General features: G+C 60.0%; 17 protein-coding genes. 10 read left to right on the forward strand and 7 right to left on the reverse strand.

Annotation, left to right across the window (positions count from 1 at the left end; genetic code table 11):
* The first annotated feature begins 7 nt into the window (after positions 1 to 7).
* The 5 genes from JJD74_RS06520 (at position 8) to JJD74_RS06540 (ending at position 6285) form a co-directional block, all read left to right on the forward strand.
* On the forward strand, positions 8 to 1768 hold the full coding sequence (locus JJD74_RS06520) for an ATP-binding protein (protein ID WP_047302817.1): 1761 nt from the start codon (positions 8 to 10) through the stop codon (positions 1766 to 1768).
* The gene (locus JJD74_RS06525) at positions 1768 to 3096 is read left to right on the forward strand and encodes a sigma-54-dependent transcriptional regulator (protein ID WP_042560682.1); all 1329 of its coding nucleotides are present in this window, start codon (positions 1768 to 1770) and stop codon (positions 3094 to 3096) included. Before JJD74_RS06520 ends, JJD74_RS06525 begins: the two co-directional genes overlap by 1 nt.
* A 272-nt stretch (positions 3097 to 3368) precedes the next feature.
* A complete protein-coding gene (locus JJD74_RS06530; protein ID WP_042560683.1) occupies positions 3369 to 4688 on the forward strand; it encodes an MFS transporter in 1320 nt (439 codons plus the stop codon).
* A gap of 314 nt (positions 4689 to 5002) precedes the next feature.
* Positions 5003 to 5413, forward strand: coding sequence for a heme utilization protein (locus JJD74_RS06535; protein WP_200612376.1), 411 nt, complete (start codon positions 5003 to 5005; stop codon positions 5411 to 5413).
* 242 nt (positions 5414 to 5655) lie between these two features.
* Positions 5656 to 6285, forward strand: a complete 630-nt coding sequence (locus JJD74_RS06540; RefSeq protein ID WP_042560685.1) for a flavin reductase family protein — start codon at positions 5656 to 5658, stop codon at positions 6283 to 6285.
* Positions 6286 to 6289: 4 nt separating this feature from the next.
* On the opposite strand, the gene JJD74_RS06545 is transcribed toward JJD74_RS06540, so the two are convergent.
* Both JJD74_RS06545 and JJD74_RS06550 read right to left on the reverse strand, forming a co-directional pair.
* The gene (locus tag JJD74_RS06545) at positions 6290 to 6532 is read right to left on the reverse strand and encodes a hypothetical protein (protein ID WP_042560686.1); all 243 of its coding nucleotides are present in this window, start codon (positions 6530 to 6532) and stop codon (positions 6290 to 6292) included.
* A 43-nt stretch (positions 6533 to 6575) separates the two neighbouring features.
* Positions 6576 to 6929, reverse strand: a complete 354-nt coding sequence (locus JJD74_RS06550; RefSeq protein ID WP_042560687.1) for a putative quinol monooxygenase — start codon at positions 6927 to 6929, stop codon at positions 6576 to 6578.
* Between the two features lie 358 nt (positions 6930 to 7287).
* Here JJD74_RS06550 and JJD74_RS06555 point away from each other — a divergent pair, with 358 nt between their 5' ends.
* Positions 7288 to 8217, forward strand: coding sequence for an AraC family transcriptional regulator (locus tag JJD74_RS06555; protein ID WP_042560688.1), 930 nt, complete (start codon positions 7288 to 7290; stop codon positions 8215 to 8217).
* Positions 8218 to 8367: 150 nt separating this feature from the next.
* Here JJD74_RS06555 and JJD74_RS06560 read toward each other — a convergent pair whose 3' ends face one another.
* Together JJD74_RS06560 and JJD74_RS06565 are read right to left on the reverse strand one after the other, a co-directional pair.
* Complete coding sequence (locus JJD74_RS06560) at positions 8368 to 9816, reverse strand: aldehyde dehydrogenase family protein (RefSeq protein ID WP_200612379.1); 1449 nt, start codon at positions 9814 to 9816, stop codon at positions 8368 to 8370.
* Positions 9816 to 11453, reverse strand: a complete 1638-nt coding sequence (locus JJD74_RS06565) for a 5-guanidino-2-oxopentanoate decarboxylase (protein WP_200612381.1) — start codon at positions 11451 to 11453, stop codon at positions 9816 to 9818. Before JJD74_RS06565 ends, JJD74_RS06560 begins: the two co-directional genes overlap by 1 nt.
* Positions 11454 to 11681: 228 nt before the next feature.
* Between JJD74_RS06565 and JJD74_RS06570 the strand changes: the two genes are divergently transcribed.
* A complete protein-coding gene (locus tag JJD74_RS06570) occupies positions 11682 to 12563 on the forward strand; it encodes a LysR substrate-binding domain-containing protein (RefSeq protein ID WP_042560691.1) in 882 nt (293 codons plus the stop codon).
* A gap of 172 nt (positions 12564 to 12735) precedes the next feature.
* On the opposite strand, the gene JJD74_RS06575 is transcribed toward JJD74_RS06570, so the two are convergent.
* Together JJD74_RS06575 and JJD74_RS06580 are read right to left on the reverse strand one after the other, a co-directional pair.
* Positions 12736 to 13350 (reverse strand): NAD(P)-dependent oxidoreductase, encoded by a 615-nt coding sequence (locus JJD74_RS06575; protein ID WP_200612384.1) that lies wholly within the window; start codon positions 13348 to 13350, stop codon positions 12736 to 12738.
* Between the two features lie 45 nt (positions 13351 to 13395).
* Positions 13396 to 14274, reverse strand: a complete 879-nt coding sequence (locus tag JJD74_RS06580) for an MBL fold metallo-hydrolase (RefSeq protein WP_042560693.1) — start codon at positions 14272 to 14274, stop codon at positions 13396 to 13398.
* Positions 14275 to 14389: 115 nt separating this feature from the next.
* Between JJD74_RS06580 and JJD74_RS06585 the strand changes: the two genes are divergently transcribed.
* Positions 14390 to 15295 (forward strand): LysR family transcriptional regulator, encoded by a 906-nt coding sequence (locus JJD74_RS06585; protein WP_220182553.1) that lies wholly within the window; start codon positions 14390 to 14392, stop codon positions 15293 to 15295.
* A gap of 133 nt (positions 15296 to 15428) precedes the next feature.
* Positions 15429 to 15605 carry a hypothetical protein gene (locus JJD74_RS06590; protein ID WP_164488116.1) on the forward strand — a complete coding sequence of 59 codons (177 nt, stop codon included), beginning with the start codon at positions 15429 to 15431 and terminating at the stop codon, positions 15603 to 15605.
* A 135-nt stretch (positions 15606 to 15740) separates the two neighbouring features.
* Here JJD74_RS06590 and JJD74_RS06595 read toward each other — a convergent pair whose 3' ends face one another.
* Complete coding sequence (locus tag JJD74_RS06595; RefSeq protein ID WP_200612388.1) at positions 15741 to 16625, reverse strand: helix-turn-helix domain-containing protein; 885 nt, start codon at positions 16623 to 16625, stop codon at positions 15741 to 15743.
* A gap of 178 nt (positions 16626 to 16803) precedes the next feature.
* Between JJD74_RS06595 and pobA the strand changes: the two genes are divergently transcribed.
* Positions 16804 to 17997: a 4-hydroxybenzoate 3-monooxygenase gene (gene pobA, locus JJD74_RS06600; protein WP_200612391.1), complete on the forward strand. Its 1194-nt coding sequence runs from the start codon at positions 16804 to 16806 to the stop codon at positions 17995 to 17997.
* Positions 17998 to 18044: the final 47 nt, after the last annotated feature.

The following is an 18044-nucleotide window of genomic DNA, read 5'->3' on the forward strand; positions in this document are numbered from 1 at the left end:
CCCCCGTATGCCGCCGACTTCCCGTACCCTGCGTCTGTCGTTGTATACCCTGCTGATCATCGCCGGTGCGGCGCTTGCCGCAACGCTTGCCATCCGCCACGCCGAACGTCAGGCGCTGGAAGAAGACGCGGCCCGGGCCAACCAGCAACTGGCGCTCTATGCCAATTCGCTGCACACCCTGATCGACCGCTATCGCGCCCTCCCCGCCGTCCTGGCCCTGGACCCGCAATTGCGCTCGGCACTGGCCGGCCCCGTCGATGCCGAGTTACAAACGGCACTGAATCTGAAACTGGAAAAGATCAACGGCGCGGCGCAGTCCTCGACCCTTGAACTGCTCGATCACACCGGCCTCGCCGTCGCCGCCAGCAACTGGCGTCTGCCCAGCAGCTATGTCGGCCACAATTATGGCTTTCGACCGTACTTCAGCCAGACCCGCACCCAGGGCACCGGGCGTTTTTACGCGGTGGGCGTGACCAGCGGAATTCCCGGCTACTTTCTCTCCAGTGCGGTGCTGGGCGACAACGACCAGTTCCTCGGGGCGATGGTGGTCAAACTGGAGTTTCCCGAACTTGAGCGGGAATGGAGCCAGGGCAACGACACCTTGCTGGTCAGCGATGCGCGCGGAATCATTTTTATCGCCAACCAGCCCGGCTGGCGCTATCGCTCGTTGCGCCCCTTGAGTGCCAGCGATCAGGCCGAAATCAAGACGACGCGCCAGTACGACAAACAGTCGCTGACGCCACTGACTCATCTGTCGCTGCGCCGCTTCGATGACAACAGCGACCTGCGCCGCGTCGAAGGCCCGCAAGGGACGGCGGACTATCTGTGGGAGTCGCTGCCACTGACCACCGAAGGCTGGACCCTGCATCTGCTGCGCCGCCCGCAAGTGGCTTTCGAAGACCTGCGCAACGCCGGGCTCGCTGCCGCTGGCGTATGGCTGGCGCTGGTGTTTTTGTTGCTGTTCCTCAATCAGCGCTGGCGCCTGTCGAAGGTCCGTCAACGCAACCGCGAAGAACTCGAGCAACTTGTCGAAGAACGCACCCGCGAACTGCGCACTGCGCAAGAAGGCCTGGTGCAGTCAGCAAAACTTGCCGCCCTCGGCCAGATGTCCGCCGCCCTGGCCCATGAAATCAACCAGCCGCTGACCGCTCAGCGCATGCAACTGGCGACTTTGCGCCTGCTGCTCGACCATGGCCGCGTCGATGACGCCTACAAGGCCCTCAAGCCGGTGGACGAGATGCTCACGCGCATGGCCGCCCTCACCGGTCACCTGAAAACCTTCGCACGCAAAAGCCCCGGTGGTTTGCGCGAGCGTCTGGATCTGGCGACGGTGGTCGATCAATCCCTGCAATTGCTCGACGCGCGCCTGCGTGACGAACAGGTCAGCCTGGTGCTGCACCTGACCCGCCCGGCGTGGGTGCGCGGTGATGCGATCCGTCTCGAACAGGTGTTGATCAACCTGCTGCGCAACGCCCTCGATGCCATGCAGGGCAAACCGTGCAAGCGCCTGGAAATTCGTCTGCAAGCCGACGAGCAATTGTGGCGTCTGAGCGTCATCGATAATGGCGGCGGCATTGCCGAAGAGCATCTGGGCCAGGTATTCGACCCGTTCTTCACCACTAAACCTGTAGGGGACGGCCTCGGCCTGGGGCTGGCGGTATCCTTTGCCATCGTGCACGAATCCGGCGGTCGTCTGAGCGTCGAGAATGGCGACAGCGGTGCGACGTTCATCCTGACTTTGCCGATTGATCTGGAGGCACACAACTGATGCTCAACTCGGTGATGGTGGTCGATGACGAAAGCAGTATTCGCAGTGCCGTCGAGCAGTGGCTGAGCCTGTCGGGATTCGAGGTGCAACTGTTCAGCCGCGCCGAAGAATGCCTCGCCGCCCTGCCCGCGCACTTTCCCGGGGTGATCCTCAGCGACGTGCGCATGCCCGGCCTTAGTGGCCTGGAACTGCTGGCCGAGGTGCAGCGCCGCGACGCCGACCTGCCGGTGATTCTGCTCACCGGTCATGGCGATGTGCCGATGGCGGTCGAAGCGATGCGCGACGGTGCCTATGATTTTCTGGAAAAACCGTTCAGCCCGGAGACCTTGCTCGGCAGCCTGCGCCGGGCGCTGGAGAAACGCCGACTGGTCCTGGAAAACCGCGCCCTGCACGAGCAGGCCGACAACCGCGCCAAACTCGATTCGACTTTGCTCGGTGTGTCCCGTGGCTTGCAGACGTTGCGTCGGCAGGTATTGGATCTGGCAGCGTTGCCGGTCAATGTGTTGATTCGTGGCGAGACTGGCAGCGGCAAGGAACTGGTTGCGCGTTGCCTGCATGACTTCGGCCCCCGGGCGGACAAACCGTTCGTGGCGCTCAACTGCGCGGCGATCCCTGAACAACTGTTCGAAGCCGAGCTGTTCGGCCATGAGAGCGGCGCGTTTACCGGCGCCTCCGGCAAGCGCATCGGCAAGCTGGAATACGCCGATGGCGGCACGCTGTTTCTCGATGAAATCGAAAGCATGCCGCTGGCCCAGCAAGTGAAATTGTTGCGGGTATTGCAAGAGCAGAAGCTTGAGCGACTGGGGTCGAACCAGAGCATTCGCGTGGATTTGCGGATTGTTGCGGCGACCAAACCCGACTTGCTCGACGAGGCGCGTGCCGGGCGTTTCCGCGAAGACCTCGCGTATCGCCTCAACGTTGCCGAGCTGCGTTTGCCGCCGCTGCGCGAACGCCGCGAAGACATTCCGTTGCTGTTCGAATCATTCGCCCAAAGTGCGGCGCAGCGCCTGGGCCGCAGCTTCCCACCGTTGACGGCTGCACAGCTGAGTCATCTGCTCTGCCATGACTGGCCGGGCAATGTGCGCGAACTGGCGAACGTCGCCGAACGACAGGTGCTGGGCCTGGATGAACCGGCACCGGGAATTGATCCGGGGCAGTCGCTGGCGGCGCAACAGGAAGCGTTCGAGGCGCAGTGTTTGCGCGCGGCACTGACGCGGCACAAGGGTGATGTGAAAGCGGTGCTTGAAGAGCTGCAACTGCCGCGGCGTACGTTCAATGAAAAGATGCAGCGACATGGGTTGAGCCGGGAGATGTTTGTCGGCCCTTGAAGAGCAAAAGATCGCAGCCTGCGGCAGCTCCTACAGAGCTCCGGTGTCCGCATCATTTGCGCATGACTCTGAACGTGTAGGAGCTGCCGCAGGCTGCGATCTTTTAAGCGAAAATCCGCTCAACACCCACCCAACATAAGCGGATTTTCGCTCATCAAAACCCGCTACCCCTTCTAAACCGCCCCTCTCCCCGTTGGCACAGCTCCTGCTATAGCCCCCGCAGGCTGCGTTTTAACGCGCTCCACAAAAACAATTAAACGAAGGATCCTTCAATGGATAACTCCAACGCCCTGCCACTTGGGTCGGCTGCCGCGCCGGCCAAAGAAAGAACCACCGCCAGCCGGATCAAATCGATCTTCAGCGGTTCCGTTGGCAACATGGTCGAGTGGTACGACTGGTACGTCTACGCCGCCTTCTCGCTGTACTTCGCCAAGAGCTTTTTCCCTGCTGGTTCCTCCACCGCACAATTGATGAACACCGCTGCGATCTTCGCCGTGGGCTTCCTGATGCGCCCGATCGGTGGCTGGCTGATGGGCCTGTACGCTGACAAAGTCGGACGCAAGAAAGCGTTGATGGCCTCGGTGTACCTGATGTGCTTCGGCTCGCTGATCATCGCGTTGAGCCCCAACTACGCCACCATCGGCATCGGCGCGCCGATCCTGCTGATCTTCGCCCGTCTGTTGCAAGGCCTGTCGGTCGGCGGCGAGTACGGCACCTCCGCAACGTACCTGTCGGAAATGGCGACCAAGGACCGTCGCGGCTTCTTCTCCAGCTTCCAGTACGTGACCCTGATTTCCGGCCAGCTCATCGCCCTCGGCGTATTGATCGTGCTGCAACAGACACTCACCACCGAGCAGTTGTACGCGTGGGGCTGGCGCATTCCGTTTGCCATCGGCGCGCTGTGTGCAGTGGTCGCGCTGTACCTGCGTCGCGGCATGGAAGAAACCGAGTCGTTCACCAAGAAAGAGAAGTCCAAGGAAAGCGCAATGCGCACCTTGATGCGTCACCCCAAGGAGCTGGCCACCGTGGTTGGCCTGACCATGGGCGGTACGCTGGCGTTCTACACCTACACCACTTACATGCAGAAGTACCTGGTGAACACCGTCGGCATGAGCATCTCCGACTCGACAACCATTTCTGCCGCCACGCTGTTTTTGTTCATGTGCCTGCAACCGATCATCGGTGGCCTGTCGGACAAGATCGGTCGTCGTCCGATCCTGATCGCCTTCGGTGTGCTCGGCACGATTTTCACCGTGCCGATCCTGATGACTCTGCACACCATCCAGAGCTGGTGGGGCGCGTTCTTCCTGATCATGGCAGCGCTGATCATCGTCAGCGGTTACACCTCGATCAACGCGGTGGTCAAAGCCGAGTTGTTCCCGACTGAAATCCGCGCCCTGGGCGTCGGCCTGCCATACGCACTGACCGTGTCGATCTTCGGCGGCACCGCCGAATACATCGCGCTGTGGTTCAAGAGCATCGGCATGGAAACCGGTTACTACTGGTATGTGACGGCGTGCATCGCTGTGTCGTTGCTGGTGTACATCACCATGAAGGACACCCAGAAGCATTCGCGGATCGTCACTGACTGACTGATTGACTGACTGAACGTCACGCAAGATCAAAAGATCGCAGCCTTCGGCAGCTCCTACAGGGGTTGTCGGAGGCTGCGATTTTTTGTTTCCGGCGATTAATCACCGGTTAATTCTGCCTCGGCATCCTGTGCCTACCTGATCGATTACCTGCGCGACGTTCGCTCCTGATGATGGAAGCCATTAAATGCGTCGCCCTTAACATCAAGTTAATCGATAGTTTTTAGCATTATTTTGCGCTTTTTAATCAATTTAGTTGGCGTAGCATGAAACCCATGCAAGACACACCCGCCAACGAATCTGGAGTAACGAACATGAAAACCAAACTGATCCTCGCCCTGACCCTGTCCGTACTGGCCGCCAACACCTTTGCTGCCGACGGTTTTGATCGCACTGGCTCGGCCGTTGCCGCCGATGGTTACGACCGCACAGGCTCCGCCACTGTTGCTGCTGACGGTTATGACCGCACTGGTTCCAACACTGTTGCTGCTGACGGTTACGATCGTACTGGTTCCAACACTGTTGCTGCTGACGGTTACGACCGTACCGGTTCTGCCACTGTTGCTGCTGACGGTTATGACCGCACCGGTTCTGCCACTGTTGCTGCCGACGGTTACGATCGCACCGGTTCTGCCACTGTTGCTGCTGACGGTTACGACCGTACTGGTTCCGCCACTGTTGCTGAAGATGGCTATGACCGGACTCAATCCGCTTCCATCAGTTAAGCGCCGCTGTACAGCGCACAGCCCGGCTTCGGCCGGGCTTAGTCATTTCTGGGGGATGGAAAATGTCTGGAATGCACCCAATCCCCTGTGGGAGCGAGCCTGCTCGCGAAGGCGGTAGACCATTCAACATTGATGTTGACTGAAGAGCCGTCTTCGCGAGCAGGCTCGCTCCCACATTTGATCTTCAACCGCCGGACTTGCACTATTGCTCTCTGACAAATGCCCTCTCTGGATTCCAAGCCATGCCCGATGACATCCACTTCTACGAACCCGCCAACGGCCACGGCCTGCCGCACGATCCGTTCAACGCCATCGTCGGCCCACGTCCCATCGGCTGGATTTCCTCGCAGGATGCCAACGGCCAGTTGAACCTGGCGCCGTACAGCTTCTTCAACGCGTTCAACTACATTCCGCCGATCATTGGCTTCTCAAGCGTCGGGCGCAAAGACAGCCTCAACAACATCGAGCAGACCGGCGAATTCGTCTGGAACCTCGCCACTCGTCCGCTGGCCGAACAGATGAACCAGAGCTGCGCGATGGTCGCGCCAGAGGTCAACGAATTTGAACTGGCAGGCCTGACGACTGTGGCGTCGAAAGTGATTTCAGTGCCACGCGTCGCCGAAAGCCCGGTGTCCTTCGAGTGCAAGGTCACGCAGATCATTCAATTGCAGCGCGCTGATGGCGAGACAGTACCGAGCTGGCTGATCCTCGGCGAAGTGGTCGCCGTGCATATCGCCAAGTGGCTGTTGAAAGACGGGGTCTACGACACCGCCGCGGCAGAACCGATTCTGCGCGGCGGCGGGCCGGCGGATTATTTCCAGTTGGGGCCTGAAGCCCTGTTCAAGATGTGGCGTCCGGGCGCGGCGAAGTAACGAATTACCAGATCAACTCGGCGTCTTCGGTGACGCCCTTGAGGCGGTCCAGCTCATTGATGGCGGCCTCATCGGCCGCGATGGCGCCGGGAAACACCTGATCTTCCAGCAGTTTGTGAAAGCGTGGCGCACCGCCGTCGACCAAGGCCTTGACCGCGATTGCCGCGTAATAGCCCTTGTTGCCACCCAGCTCGACGGGGACAACTGCGGATACTGCTTCGAAGTGTTCGAACTCTTTACGTGCCATGTCGCAAGTCCTGGCTCAGTCAATTAAGCCGGACATTAAACCCTCAACCGACGAGTTTGTGTATCGGTGCTGAACACTGGCCGAGCGCCTGCGCCGCCGAGACATCCTTGAAGGTGTGGAAATCCAGACTGTTGACCACCAGTTCCTGCACCAGCTCGGCGAAGATTTCCATCGCCGGACTGTTGAAGTAAGCGGTCATCATCTGCTGATTGCTCCAGAAGCCGGAGACCAGCCACAACTCGGGATCACACTGCGAATGCTGCAAGGCAAAGCTCAGGCAACCGGGGGCGGCACGAGAAGGATCGATCAACGCGCTCAGGCGTACACCGAGTTCGGCCGAGCGTCCGGTGCGCGCTCGTACGAAGGCCATATGACTGACGGGAATCTGCTTGGACATGTTCAACCCTCCCAGGGAGTTGCGTGGCAGCCGGGGGGAGGCTGCGACAGGATCCAAGGTTAAGGGCCGCGTGCCAGACGCCGTTAGTCGATTCCTGCCGCCCTGTTGCACAATCCTGCGAAAGTAGTTGCAACACCGTCACACAGGCTTTGTATTGGAGCTGCCGAAGGCTGCGATCCTTTGACCTTTAAAAATCAACAGATCGCAGCCTTCGGCAGTTCCTACAGGGTTCGACGACAAATCAACGCCGCGCCCACGTGCAGAATCAGGCAAGCATTTGGCAGGATGTGTCTACCGCTGGCGCTTGCACAAACATATGCTCTGCTCCATTCCCCCTCCCTTGCCGAGGATGCCGTGCATGACGTCATTCGATCGTTTTCAAGCCGAACCCAGTGCTGACATGGAAAAGCAGCGTGCGGAACTGGCGGCGATCATCCGCCGCAACACCACCGACGATGGCAGCTATCAGACCGCTGTCGGTTCGCTGTTCATGTCGCGCCACACCCGATCCCACGACTTCGCCCCAGTGCTCGCGCAACCGGCGCTGTGCATCATGGCGCAAGGGCGTAAAGAGGTGCGGCTCGCCGATGAGTTCTTCAATTACGACCCGCTGAATTACCTGGTGGTCTCGGTTTCGATGCCGTTGAGCGGGCGAGTGGTTAACGTGTCGCCTGAAGAGCCGATCCTGGCCGTACGCCTGGATATCGACCCGGCAGAAATCACCGCACTGATCGCCGACGCCGGCCCCATGGCCGTGCCGACCCGGCCGACCGGACGCGGCTTGTATGTCGAGAAAATCGACAGCGCGATGCTCGACGCGGTGCTGCGTCTGGCGCGTTTGCTCGATGCACCGAAAGACATCGCCATGCTCGCGCCGCTGATTCGCCGGGAGATTCTCTATCGCCTGTTGCGCAGTCCGCAGGGTCATCGTTTGTATGAGATCGCGATTGCCAACAGCCAGAGCCATCGCATCAGTCAGGCGATCAAGTGGCTCAACGGCAACTTCGAACAGCCGCTGCGTATTGATGATCTGGCCAAAGAAGTGAACCTCAGCGTCTCGACCTTGCATCACCGTTTTAAAGCGATGACAGCGATGAGTCCGCTGCAATATCAGAAGCAGTTGCGCCTGCAAGAGGCGCGGCGCTTGATGCTGGCCGAGGGGCTGGAGGCTTCCGCGGCGGGGTATCGGGTGGGGTATGAAAGCCCGTCGCAATTCAGCCGTGAGTACAGCCGATTGTTTGGGGCGCCACCGTTGCGGGATCTGGCGCGGTTGCGCTTGTCGGTCTGATCCAGATTATTTGATGCGGCGACGGACCTTTTCGCGGGCAAGCCCGCTCCCACAGGTTTATTGGTGTGCACACATTTTATGCACGACAGCGATTCCTGTGGGAGCGGGCTTGCCCGCGAAGAGGCCAGTCCAGTCAACACATCTCTGTGATCAAACCGCCCGAATCACATGCTTGATCTCCTGAAACGCAGCCAACCCCCAAGGCCCCAATTCACGACCGATGCTGCTCTGTTTGTAACCGCCCCACGCAGCTTGCGGGAAAATCACCTGCGGTGCGTTGAGCCACACGAGACCCGCCTGCAGGGCGTTGGCGACACGATCGGCGGTCTCGACATCACGCGTCACCACACTGGCGACCAGACCGAACTGACTGTCGTTGGCCAATGCAATCGCCTCGGTTTCGCTGCTGAAACTGCGCACACACACCACCGGCCCGAAAATCTCTTCGCACCACAGCGCACTGTCCAGCGGCACGTCAGTGAACACGGTCGGCTGCAAGAAATATCCACGCGGCAAATGTTCAGGACGATTGCCGCCGCAGAGCAACTTCGCGCCAGCACTCAGCCCACGATCAATATGCCCAAGCACTCGCTGGTATTGCGCCTGATTGACCAGTGCGCCCATTTCTACTTCCGGGTCGAACGGATCGGCCACGCGAATCGCTTGTGCACGTTTTTGCAGGCGATTGAGGAATTGTTCCTCCAACTCTTCGGCGACCAGCACGCGACTGGTGGCCGAGCACATTTGCCCGGCGTTGAAGAACGCGCCGCCACAGGCCAGTTCAACTGCGAGATCAATGTCAGCATCCGCCAACACCAGCAGCGAGGATTTACCGCCCAATTCGAGGCTCACGCCCTTCACGGTTTCGGCGGCCCTCTGCATCACCTGCACGCCAACCGCATTGCTGCCGGTAAAGGATATTTTGGCGATTCGCGGGTCTGCCGACAGCGGCGCCCCCACCGCCAGACCGGTGCCGCAGACCAAATTGAACACACCGTTCGGCAACCCGGACTCGGCAATGATCGCCGCCAGTTCCAGCTCCGGCAACGGCGTGACTTCCGATGGTTTGAGCACCACGCAGCAACCGGCAGCCAGGGCTGGCGCGAGCTTCCACGCGGTGGTGACCATCGGGAAATTCCACGGCACGATCAACCCGACCACACCGCATGGCTCGCGGCGCAGACGTGCGCTGAAATCATCGCTGGGCAGCGGCACGTTGCTGTCCTGTTGCGCATCGAGGCCTTCGGCGAGTTCGGCGTAGTACTCGAACGTGGCGATCACGTCATCGACGTCGATGGCCGCTTCGAATAGCGGTTTGCCGTTGTTGCTCGATTGCAATTTCATCAAGTGCTCGCGACCGTTGCGCACGCCGTTGGCGATGTTGCGCAGGATCGCGCCACGCTCGGCTCCCGTGGTTTTTGACCAGTCCTTGAAGGCTTCGACGGCCACGCTCACCGCGTGATCGACAGCCAGTTCATCACCGCCATTGACTGTGGTCAGCAGTGCCTCAGTGGCCGGGTTGATCACCCGCAGATGTTCGCGACCGGCGGACCAGTGGCCGTTGATGTAGAGGCCGTCGAGTGTGGTGGGGAAATTCATCATTGGGCCACCGCCTGCATCCATTGGCTCTGGTCGATTTCAATCACTGTCGGGCCTTGGCGATCGGTCGCGGCACGCAGCGCAACACGCAGTTGTTCAACCGAGCTGATCGCTTCAGCCGCGCAACCCAGAGCCTTGGCCACACCGATGAAGTCCGGGGTGTAGATGTCTACGCCAACCGGTTCGATGGCGCGATTGACCATGTACTTCTTGATCTCCTCGTAGCCTTGGTTATTCCACAGGAGCACGATCACCGGGGTGCGCGCTTCGACAGCGCTGGCCAGTTCCGGCAGGGTGAATTGCAGGCCACCGTCGCCAATCAGGCACACCACTGGCGGGCGCGCACCTTGATCGCAATGGCCACCGAGCCATGCACCGATGGCCGCCGGCAAGGCGTAGCCGAGGGTGCCGTAACCGGTCGACGAGTTGAACCAGCGACGCGGGCGCTCCGGGTTGAACGTGAGGTTGCCGGTGTACACCGGTTGCGTGGAGTCGCCGACAAATACTGCGTCCGGTAATTCGTGCAGCACGGTTTCGAGGAAACACGTCTGGGCCCGCGTCGGTGCGTCCCAGGTGGCGGCCAGATCATCGCGCAGACGCGCAGCACGAACCTGACCCCAATCGCTGCTGCGCTCGGCCAGTGGTTTGTGCGACAGCGCACTCAGCAATGCTTGCGCGGCATTGCGCGAGTCGGCGACCAGGGCGACATGCGGCGGATAGTTGCGCACGGTCTGATCGGCGTCGATATCGATGCGCAGCAACTTGCCGGGAATCTCGAAACCACCGGCGAAAGTGACGTCGTAATCGGTCTCGGCCAGTTCGGTGCCGATCGCCAGAACCACATCGGCATCGGCGACCAATGCGCGGGTGGCGACCAGGCTTTGCGTCGAGCCGATCAGCAACGGGTGACGGGACGCCAGCATGCCTTTGGCGTTGATGGTCAGCGCCACCGGAGCGTCGAGCAACTCGGCCAATTCGGTGAGTTCGGCGGCGGCATCAATGGCGCCACCGCCGGCAAGAATCAGCGGACGTTTGGCGCCGGCCAGCAGCTCGGTCATGCGGCTCACGGCCGTTGGGGCAGCACCCGCGCGCTCGATGCTGACCGGGACGCTGGCAAGCAGTTCATCGGCCTCTTCTACCAGCACATCCAATGGAATTTCGATGTGCACCGGACGCGGACGCCCGGCCTGGAACAGGGCGAAGGCGCGAGCCAGAATGCCGGGCAGTTCCGACGCCGACATCAGCGTATGGGAGAACGCGGCAACACCGCCGACCAGTGCGCTCTGGTTCGGCAGTTCGTGGAGTTTGCCGCGACCGCCGCCCAACTGACTGCGCGACTGCACGCTGGAGATCACCAGCATCGGGATCGAGTCGGCGTAAGCCTGGCCCATCGCCGTGGTGATGTTGGTCATGCCCGGGCCGGTAATGATGAAGCACACACCCGGTTTGCCGCTGGTGCGCGCATAGCCGTCAGCCATGAATCCGGCGCCCTGTTCATGCCGAGGGGTGACGTGGTTGATGCTCGAACGGGCCAGCCCGCGATACAGTTCCACGGTGTGCACCCCGGGAATGCCGAACACCTGCTCGACCCCATAACCTTCGAGTAACTTGACCAGTACTTCGCCACACGTCGCCATGTCATTGCCCTTCTTGTTTGATCGATACGCCGAACTGAATGTGGGAGCGAGCCTGCTCGCGAAAGCGGTGTTTCAGTCACAGGGTTGCTGAATGTGAAACCGTATTCGCGAGCAGACTCGCTCCCACATTGATTCGGGGGAATGGGCTCATTGAACGGTCGGCAGGTAGCGGCAACAATCGATTAAAAGTCATACTAGCCATGTCCTCAGGTCATAGCTTGGATCCACATGAAACGACTGCCGCCCCTGCCCGCCCTGCACACGTTCTGGATCACCGCCCAGTGCTGCAACTTCACCCGGGCTGCCGAGCAGTTGCACATCACGCAGGGTGCAGTCAGCCGACAGATCGCCGGGCTGGAAGAGCACTTGGGTTATCCGCTGTTCATTCGCCTGGCTCGAGGGTTGAAGCTGACAGCCGAAGGTCGGGAATGGATGTTGCGCGTGCAACAGATGTTCGGCCTGCTTGGCGAGGCCGTGGAGCAGATCGGCGTGCGCCGTCAGACCCTGCAACTCAAGGCGCCGAGTTGTGTGATGCGCTGGCTTTTGCCACGGTTGCTGCAATGGCAGAAGGAGCGCCCGGACGTGCCGGTGAAACTGACCGCGTCTTTGCAACATGGCGTCGACTTTCAACGTGAGCAGTTCGACGCGGCGGTGATTTATGGAACACCGCCAGACAACTCGCCGGGGGCGTTGCATCTGTTCGATGAACAACTGACGCCGGTCTGTTCGCCACTGCTGCTCAAAGGCTCGCCGGCGCTGAAGACACCCGCCGACCTGCAACAACATCTGCTGCTGCATCCAACGCACGATGTGCAGGACTGGTCGGTGTGGCTGAGCGCCGCCGCACTTCAATTGAACAATGTCAGCAGCGGTCAGCATTTCGAAACGCTGGATCAGGCGATGTCGATGGCGTCCCACGGCACGGGGGTGGCAATCGGTGATTGGTCACTCATCGGTGATGACCTGCACGCGGGAAGACTGGTGATGCCGTTTGAGCTAAAGGTGAAGACCGGGCTGGCTTACTACCTGGTGGTGCCGCAGGGCGGGGAAACTTCGCCGCCACTTGAAGAGCTGATGCTGTGGCTGGTTGAGCAGGCGCACACCCGCTGAACACCTCGTCAAACCAGGAACCCTAATCCCCTGTAGGAGCTGCCGCAGGCTGCGGTCTTTTGACTTTTGTTTCTAAAAGACAAGATCAAAAGATCGCAGCCTTCGGCAGCTCCTACACGGGATGTGTGTGTGGGTGGGTTCAGAAGCCGACAGCGCGGGACTGTGCGTCGGTTTAGTAGCCGACAGTAAACCGCTGACGCGAATGCTTCGGTGTTTCCACCTCGTCGATCAGCGCAATCGCGTAATCGGCAAAAGTGATCCAGCTCCGCCCTTCTTCACTCACCATCAGGTGATCCTGGCCGACGCGGAACTTGCCGCTGCGCTCACCTTCGACAAACTCCGCCGACGGTGACAGGAAGGCCCAGTCCAGATCCTGCTCCTGGCGCAACGCCTCAAGAAACGCAGCACCGGCACTGGCTTCGGTTTTGTACTCCGCCGGGAAACCTGCACTGTCGATCACCCGAGTGTTGTCCGGCAGCAACAGCGAGCCGGCACCGCCGACCACCAACAAGCGTTTCACACCCGCCTGCTTCACCGGCCCGACAATGGCGCTGGCCGGCACCGTGGCGAAATGCGCGGCTGTGATCACCACATCGTGTCCCGCCACGGCGTCTTGCAGCGCTGCTGAATCCAGCACATCGACACTCTTGCTGACCACACCGGCACGCGAACCGATCTTCGATGTATCGCGGGCAATGGCAGCGACGCTATGACCGCGACGCAGGGCTTCTTCCAGCAGTTGGCTACCGGCACGACCGGTGGCACCAATGATTGCGATTTTGCTCATGACATTCTCCAGTTGGCTTGAGAGTGCTGCTTGTTCAGAATCGGGTTACCACTGCATCTCACCCTTGGCGACTTTCGCGCTCAGTTCCAGCGAGCTTTCCTCGCCCAGCGTCGGGTAGCGCTTTTTCATCGCGGCGATCAGTGCAGCGGAGTCCTTGGCTTTGGCGGTTTCTGCGTCGAACGCTTTAATGTAGTCGGCGGTGAATTTAACGCTCGCCAGCGAACGGCTGCCATCACCCAGGTAATGTCCCGGCACCACGGTTTTCGGTTTCAGGGTTTCGATCGACTGCAACGTTGCCAGCCAATCGGCGTGGGATTGCGCGGTCTGGGTGTCGGCCATCCAGACGTGGATGTTCTCGGCGACGACCACGCCACCGACCACGGCCTTGAGCGACGGAATCCACACGAAGCTGCGATCCGGTTGTTTGCCGTCCAGCCCGATCACCTGCAACTTCTGCCCTTCGAGCATCAGGCTGTCGCCTTTGAGGACGCCCGGCACAATGGTTTTTGCAGGAACGTCGGCGCCCATTTTCGGGCCCCAGAACGCGAGTTTTCCTTCGACGGTTTTGTTGATGTGATCCACGGTCGGCTGCGAGGCCAGCACTTTGGCGTCAGGGAAAGCTTTAGTCAGGGTATCGAGGCCGAAGTAGTAATCCGGATCACCGTGGCTGATGTAAATGGTGGTCAGGTGCTTGCCGCTGGCGCGGATCTTTTCCACCACCTGTTCAGCCTGGGATTTGCCGAACTGCGCGTCGACCAGAATGGCGTCTTTTTCACCGCTGACCAGCACCGAGGTCACCGGGAAGATTGCCTGGGTGCCCGGGTTATAGACATCAAGGGTCAGGTTGGCAGCGGCCGCATGGGCGGCGAAGCCGAGGGAGGCCGTTGCGAGTAAAACACGTTTGATTGTGGTGAAGCCGATCATCTGTTGCTCCAGTGTCCGAAATGCCGTGTCTGGCGATGGGACAGAGCTTAGTTGCCTGAGTCAGTGCAAAAAATGCGATGCTTGAACATAGTTTGTTTCTGAAAGCGGGCAAATCATGGATCGTCTCCAAGCAATGCGTGTATTCGTCACGGTGGTGGACCTGGGCAGCCAGTCGGCCGCCGCCGATCATCTGGACCTGTCACGCCCGGTGGTCTCGCGTTATCTGGCAGAACTGGAAGACTGGGTCGGTGCACGCCTGATGCACCGCACCACGCGCAAATTGAGCCTGACCGCTGCCGGCAGTGAAATCCTGCCGCGTTGCCGGCAGATGATCGAACTGTCCAGCGACATGCAAGCCGCCGTCAGCGAACCCGACGATGCGCCGCGCGGGTTGCTGCGGATCAGCGTCAGCACCTCGTTCGGCCAGGCGCAACTGGCCGATGCGATGGCGGCTTACGTCAAGCGCTATCCGGGCGTGAGCATTGACCTGCAGATGCTCGATCGCACGGTGAATCTGGTGGATGAGCGGATCGACCTGGCGATTCGCACCAGCAATGATCTGGACCCCAACCTGATTGCCCGGCGCCTGACGGTGTGCCGCTCGGTGGTCTGCGCGACCCCGGCGTATCTGCGCGAAAATCCGCCGCCACAGCGCGTCGAAGACCTCAGCCGGCACAACTGCCTGACCCACTCGTATTTCGGCAAGAGTCTGTGGCACTTCGAAGAGGACGGCGAGCAGGTGTCCGTGCCGGTGCAGGGCAACATCAGCGCCAACGAGGCCAGCACGCTGTTACGTGCGACCCTGGCCGGCGCCGGGGTGGCGATGCTGCCGACGTATCAGGCTGGGGGGCATATTCATGCGGGTGAATTGATTCGGCTGCTGCCTCATGCCGAGCCGCGACAGATGAACATCTACGCGGTGTACGCGTCACGCAAGCACATGCCGACGGCGTTGCGCAGTCTGCTGGATTTTCTGGTGGTGAGGTTTCCCGAGAATCCTGAATGGGATGTGGGTCTCTAAACCCTTTTCCCACAGGGATCCATCACTGTTCTGAATGTCGCGTTACATGTGCCATCGCGCTGGCTGGCAAGTCCTTGGCACTGACCTATGCTGAATGTAATACCGCAGAGTATTCGTTCAGAGGTCGAACACCATGAACATCAAAACAAGAAGGTACTGCGCGATTTTCATCACCTGCGCCGCCACGCTCGCGCTGTATGGCACTGCGGCCTGGCGGGTCGAGCAGCAGCGACAACTGCCCCGTGAATACGCGAGTTGCAACTTCGAGCGCTGCATTCCGCACAATGCCACGCTGAACGCGCTGCGCTGATTCAGCTGACTGGAATGCGATCCTGTGGGAGCTGGCTTGCCAGCGATTGCGGACTCACATTCAACATTGATGTCGACTGAGGCACCGCCATCGCTGGCAAGCCAGCTCCCACAGGTTTTTGCAGCGTTTATGAGGCTACTGCTCGGTTTTTAACCGGTCGCGAAACGCCTTTGGCGATATCCCCACCCGACGCCTGAACAAACGCGTGAAGTTGGTCGGATCGGAAAACCCCAACAATTCCGACATCTCATAAATTGTCATGCTGGTATAAGTCAGCAAGCGCTTGGCTTCCAGTAACTGACGCTCGTGCATGATCTGCAACGCCGGTTGCCCCGCCAGCTCACGGCATGTGCCGTTGAGGTGCGACACCGAAATGCCTAGCCGATGCGCCAGATCCTCAACCTTCACATGCTGGCGATAAGTCTCTTCCACCAGTTGGATAAAGCCATTGAGGTATTCACGCTGGCGCTGTGGCCGCTGGCTGGCCTTGTGGCGAACAATTGCCTGACGACTGACCCAAACCATGATCACGCTGACCAGCGCATGCATGAGCATTTCCCGCGCCGGTTGATGACCGTTGTACTCAGCCTGCAACGCTGAAAACAGGCTGTTCAGATAATCGCCATCGTTGCCCGCCGAATAGGCATGCGCCTGCGCCAACGCGTGCACCGCGTCGCCCAGTTGCGCCTGCAAGTGATGGATCAGCGGCGTTGCGAGAGTAACGATGAACCCTTCAACGTCCTCGGAAAAGCGAAATCCATGCACCGACAGCGGCGGCAGGACTTGAATCGCGGGTGTTTCGAGCTGGGTGCGCTGACCTTCGATTTCAAGCTCTGCCTGACCTTTGAATACGAAGAGCAACTGACACAAATCGGCGTGGCGGTGGGGTTTGATTTCCCATTGATGTTCGCGACTGCGTGAGGAAATGGTTTCACAGTGCAGCAAGTCAGGGGTCGGCCAGTCCAGGCTTTCACCGTAGAGCTTGAACACGGGAATCGAAGGCAGCTCGGGCTTGTTCATCACTTCAATCCAGGCCTCTTGTGTTGCGGGCGATAATCGCCCCGATTGGCAGAATGTACAGGTATCGGCTCAGTTTTCACCTTCAATTGACAGACCCGCAAGGGAAAAATGCAAGCACTCGATCCATAAAAATCATTCACCGGCGAATGTCCCGTGAAGCTTGCGAGTCATAAAAACAATGAAAACGCTAAAAACCCAAGTCGCCATCATCGGCGCCGGTCCGTCCGGATTGCTCCTCGGCCAGCTGCTGCATAACGCCGGCATCGATACCCTCATCATCGAGCGTCAGACACCTGACTATGTGCTCGGGCGGATCCGCGCCGGTGTGCTTGAACAAGGCATGGTAGAGCTGTTGCGTGAGGCGGGCGTCGGTCAGCGAATGGATGCCGAAGGGTTGGTGCACGGAGGGTTCGATCTGGCTTTGAACGGGCGCCAGGTGCACATCGATCTGCATGCTTTGACCGGTGGCCAGAGCGTGATGATCTACGGCCAGACCGAAGTCACCCGCGACCTGATGGCCGCTCGTCGGGAGGCGGGGGCGACGACGATTTACGCAGCCAGCGATGTCGTTCCTCACGGCATGAAAAGCGACGAAGCTTTTGTCACCTTCGAAAAGGATGGCGAAACCTGGCGTGTCGATTGCGATTACATCGCCGGTTGCGACGGTTTCCACGGTGTCGCCCGCCAGTCGATTCCGGCTGATTGCCTGAAGGTGTTCGAGCGGGTGTATCCATTCGGCTGGCTGGGGATTCTTGCCGACACCCCGCCCGTGCATGACGAGCTGGTCTACGCCCGCCACGAGCGGGGTTTTGCCCTGTGCAGCATGCGCTCGGCGACTCGCACCCGGTATTACCTGCAAGTGCCCGCAGACGAAAACGTCGACGACTGGTCCGATCAGCGCTTCTGGGATGAACTGAAACGTCGCTTGCCCGCAGAGCTTGCAGAGAAACTGGTCACCGGTCCGTCGATTGAAAAAAGCATCGCGCCGCTGCGCAGTTTTGTCGTCGAGCCGATGCAGTACGGGAGGATGTTTCTGGTGGGTGATGCCGCGCACATCGTCCCGCCCACGGGTGCCAAGGGTTTGAATCTGGCGGCCAGCGATGTCAGCACACTGTTCAACATTCTGCTGAAGGTCTATCGCGACGGACGCACGGAGCTACTGGAGAAATATTCCGAGATCTGCCTGCGCCGGGTGTGGAAGGCCGAGCGTTTTTCATGGTGGATGACCTCGATGCTGCATCGCTTCGACGATCACGATGCTTTCAGCCAACGCATCAGCGCCTCGGAACTGGACTACTTCGTCAGTTCAGAAGCCGGCCGAAAAACCATTGCAGAAAATTACGTCGGACTTCCGTACGAGGCTATCGAATAGCCTGCTATCGACTTACACTGGCGAGCGTCCCCCGCTCGCCAGCGGGT

It is taken from the genome of Pseudomonas sp. MF6776 (genome assembly GCF_016613125.1).
In the GTDB taxonomy this organism is placed as follows: domain Bacteria; phylum Pseudomonadota; class Gammaproteobacteria; order Pseudomonadales; family Pseudomonadaceae; genus Aquipseudomonas; species Aquipseudomonas iridis.

Excerpts from the sequence above, each read along its gene's own strand:
- JJD74_RS06545 (WP_042560686.1), bottom strand. The coding sequence starts at position 6,532 with ATGGCACGTAAAGAGTTCGAACACTTCGAAGCAGTATCCGCAGTTGTC.
- JJD74_RS06575 (WP_200612384.1), bottom strand. The coding sequence starts at position 13,350 with ATGAGCAAAATCGCAATCATTGGTGCCACCGGTCGTGCCGGTAGCCAA.
- JJD74_RS06550 (WP_042560687.1), bottom strand. The coding sequence starts at position 6,929 with ATGTCCAAGCAGATTCCCGTCAGTCATATGGCCTTCGTACGAGCGCGC.
- JJD74_RS06540 (WP_042560685.1), top strand. The coding sequence starts at position 5,656 with ATGCCCGATGACATCCACTTCTACGAACCCGCCAACGGCCACGGCCTG.
- JJD74_RS06565 (WP_200612381.1), bottom strand. The coding sequence starts at position 11,453 with ATGGCGACGTGTGGCGAAGTACTGGTCAAGTTACTCGAAGGTTATGGG.
- JJD74_RS06520 (WP_047302817.1), top strand. The coding sequence starts at position 8 with ATGCCGCCGACTTCCCGTACCCTGCGTCTGTCGTTGTATACCCTGCTG.
- JJD74_RS06590 (WP_164488116.1), top strand. The coding sequence starts at position 15,429 with ATGAACATCAAAACAAGAAGGTACTGCGCGATTTTCATCACCTGCGCC.
- JJD74_RS06560 (WP_200612379.1), bottom strand. The coding sequence starts at position 9,816 with ATGAATTTCCCCACCACACTCGACGGCCTCTACATCAACGGCCACTGG.
- pobA (WP_200612391.1), top strand. The coding sequence starts at position 16,804 with ATGAAAACGCTAAAAACCCAAGTCGCCATCATCGGCGCCGGTCCGTCC.
- JJD74_RS06580 (WP_042560693.1), bottom strand. The coding sequence starts at position 14,274 with ATGATCGGCTTCACCACAATCAAACGTGTTTTACTCGCAACGGCCTCC.
- JJD74_RS06585 (WP_220182553.1), top strand. The coding sequence starts at position 14,390 with ATGGATCGTCTCCAAGCAATGCGTGTATTCGTCACGGTGGTGGACCTG.
- JJD74_RS06555 (WP_042560688.1), top strand. The coding sequence starts at position 7,288 with ATGACGTCATTCGATCGTTTTCAAGCCGAACCCAGTGCTGACATGGAA.
- JJD74_RS06535 (WP_200612376.1), top strand. The coding sequence starts at position 5,003 with ATGAAAACCAAACTGATCCTCGCCCTGACCCTGTCCGTACTGGCCGCC.
- JJD74_RS06595 (WP_200612388.1), bottom strand. The coding sequence starts at position 16,625 with ATGAACAAGCCCGAGCTGCCTTCGATTCCCGTGTTCAAGCTCTACGGT.
- JJD74_RS06530 (WP_042560683.1), top strand. The coding sequence starts at position 3,369 with ATGGATAACTCCAACGCCCTGCCACTTGGGTCGGCTGCCGCGCCGGCC.
- JJD74_RS06570 (WP_042560691.1), top strand. The coding sequence starts at position 11,682 with ATGAAACGACTGCCGCCCCTGCCCGCCCTGCACACGTTCTGGATCACC.
- JJD74_RS06525 (WP_042560682.1), top strand. The coding sequence starts at position 1,768 with ATGCTCAACTCGGTGATGGTGGTCGATGACGAAAGCAGTATTCGCAGT.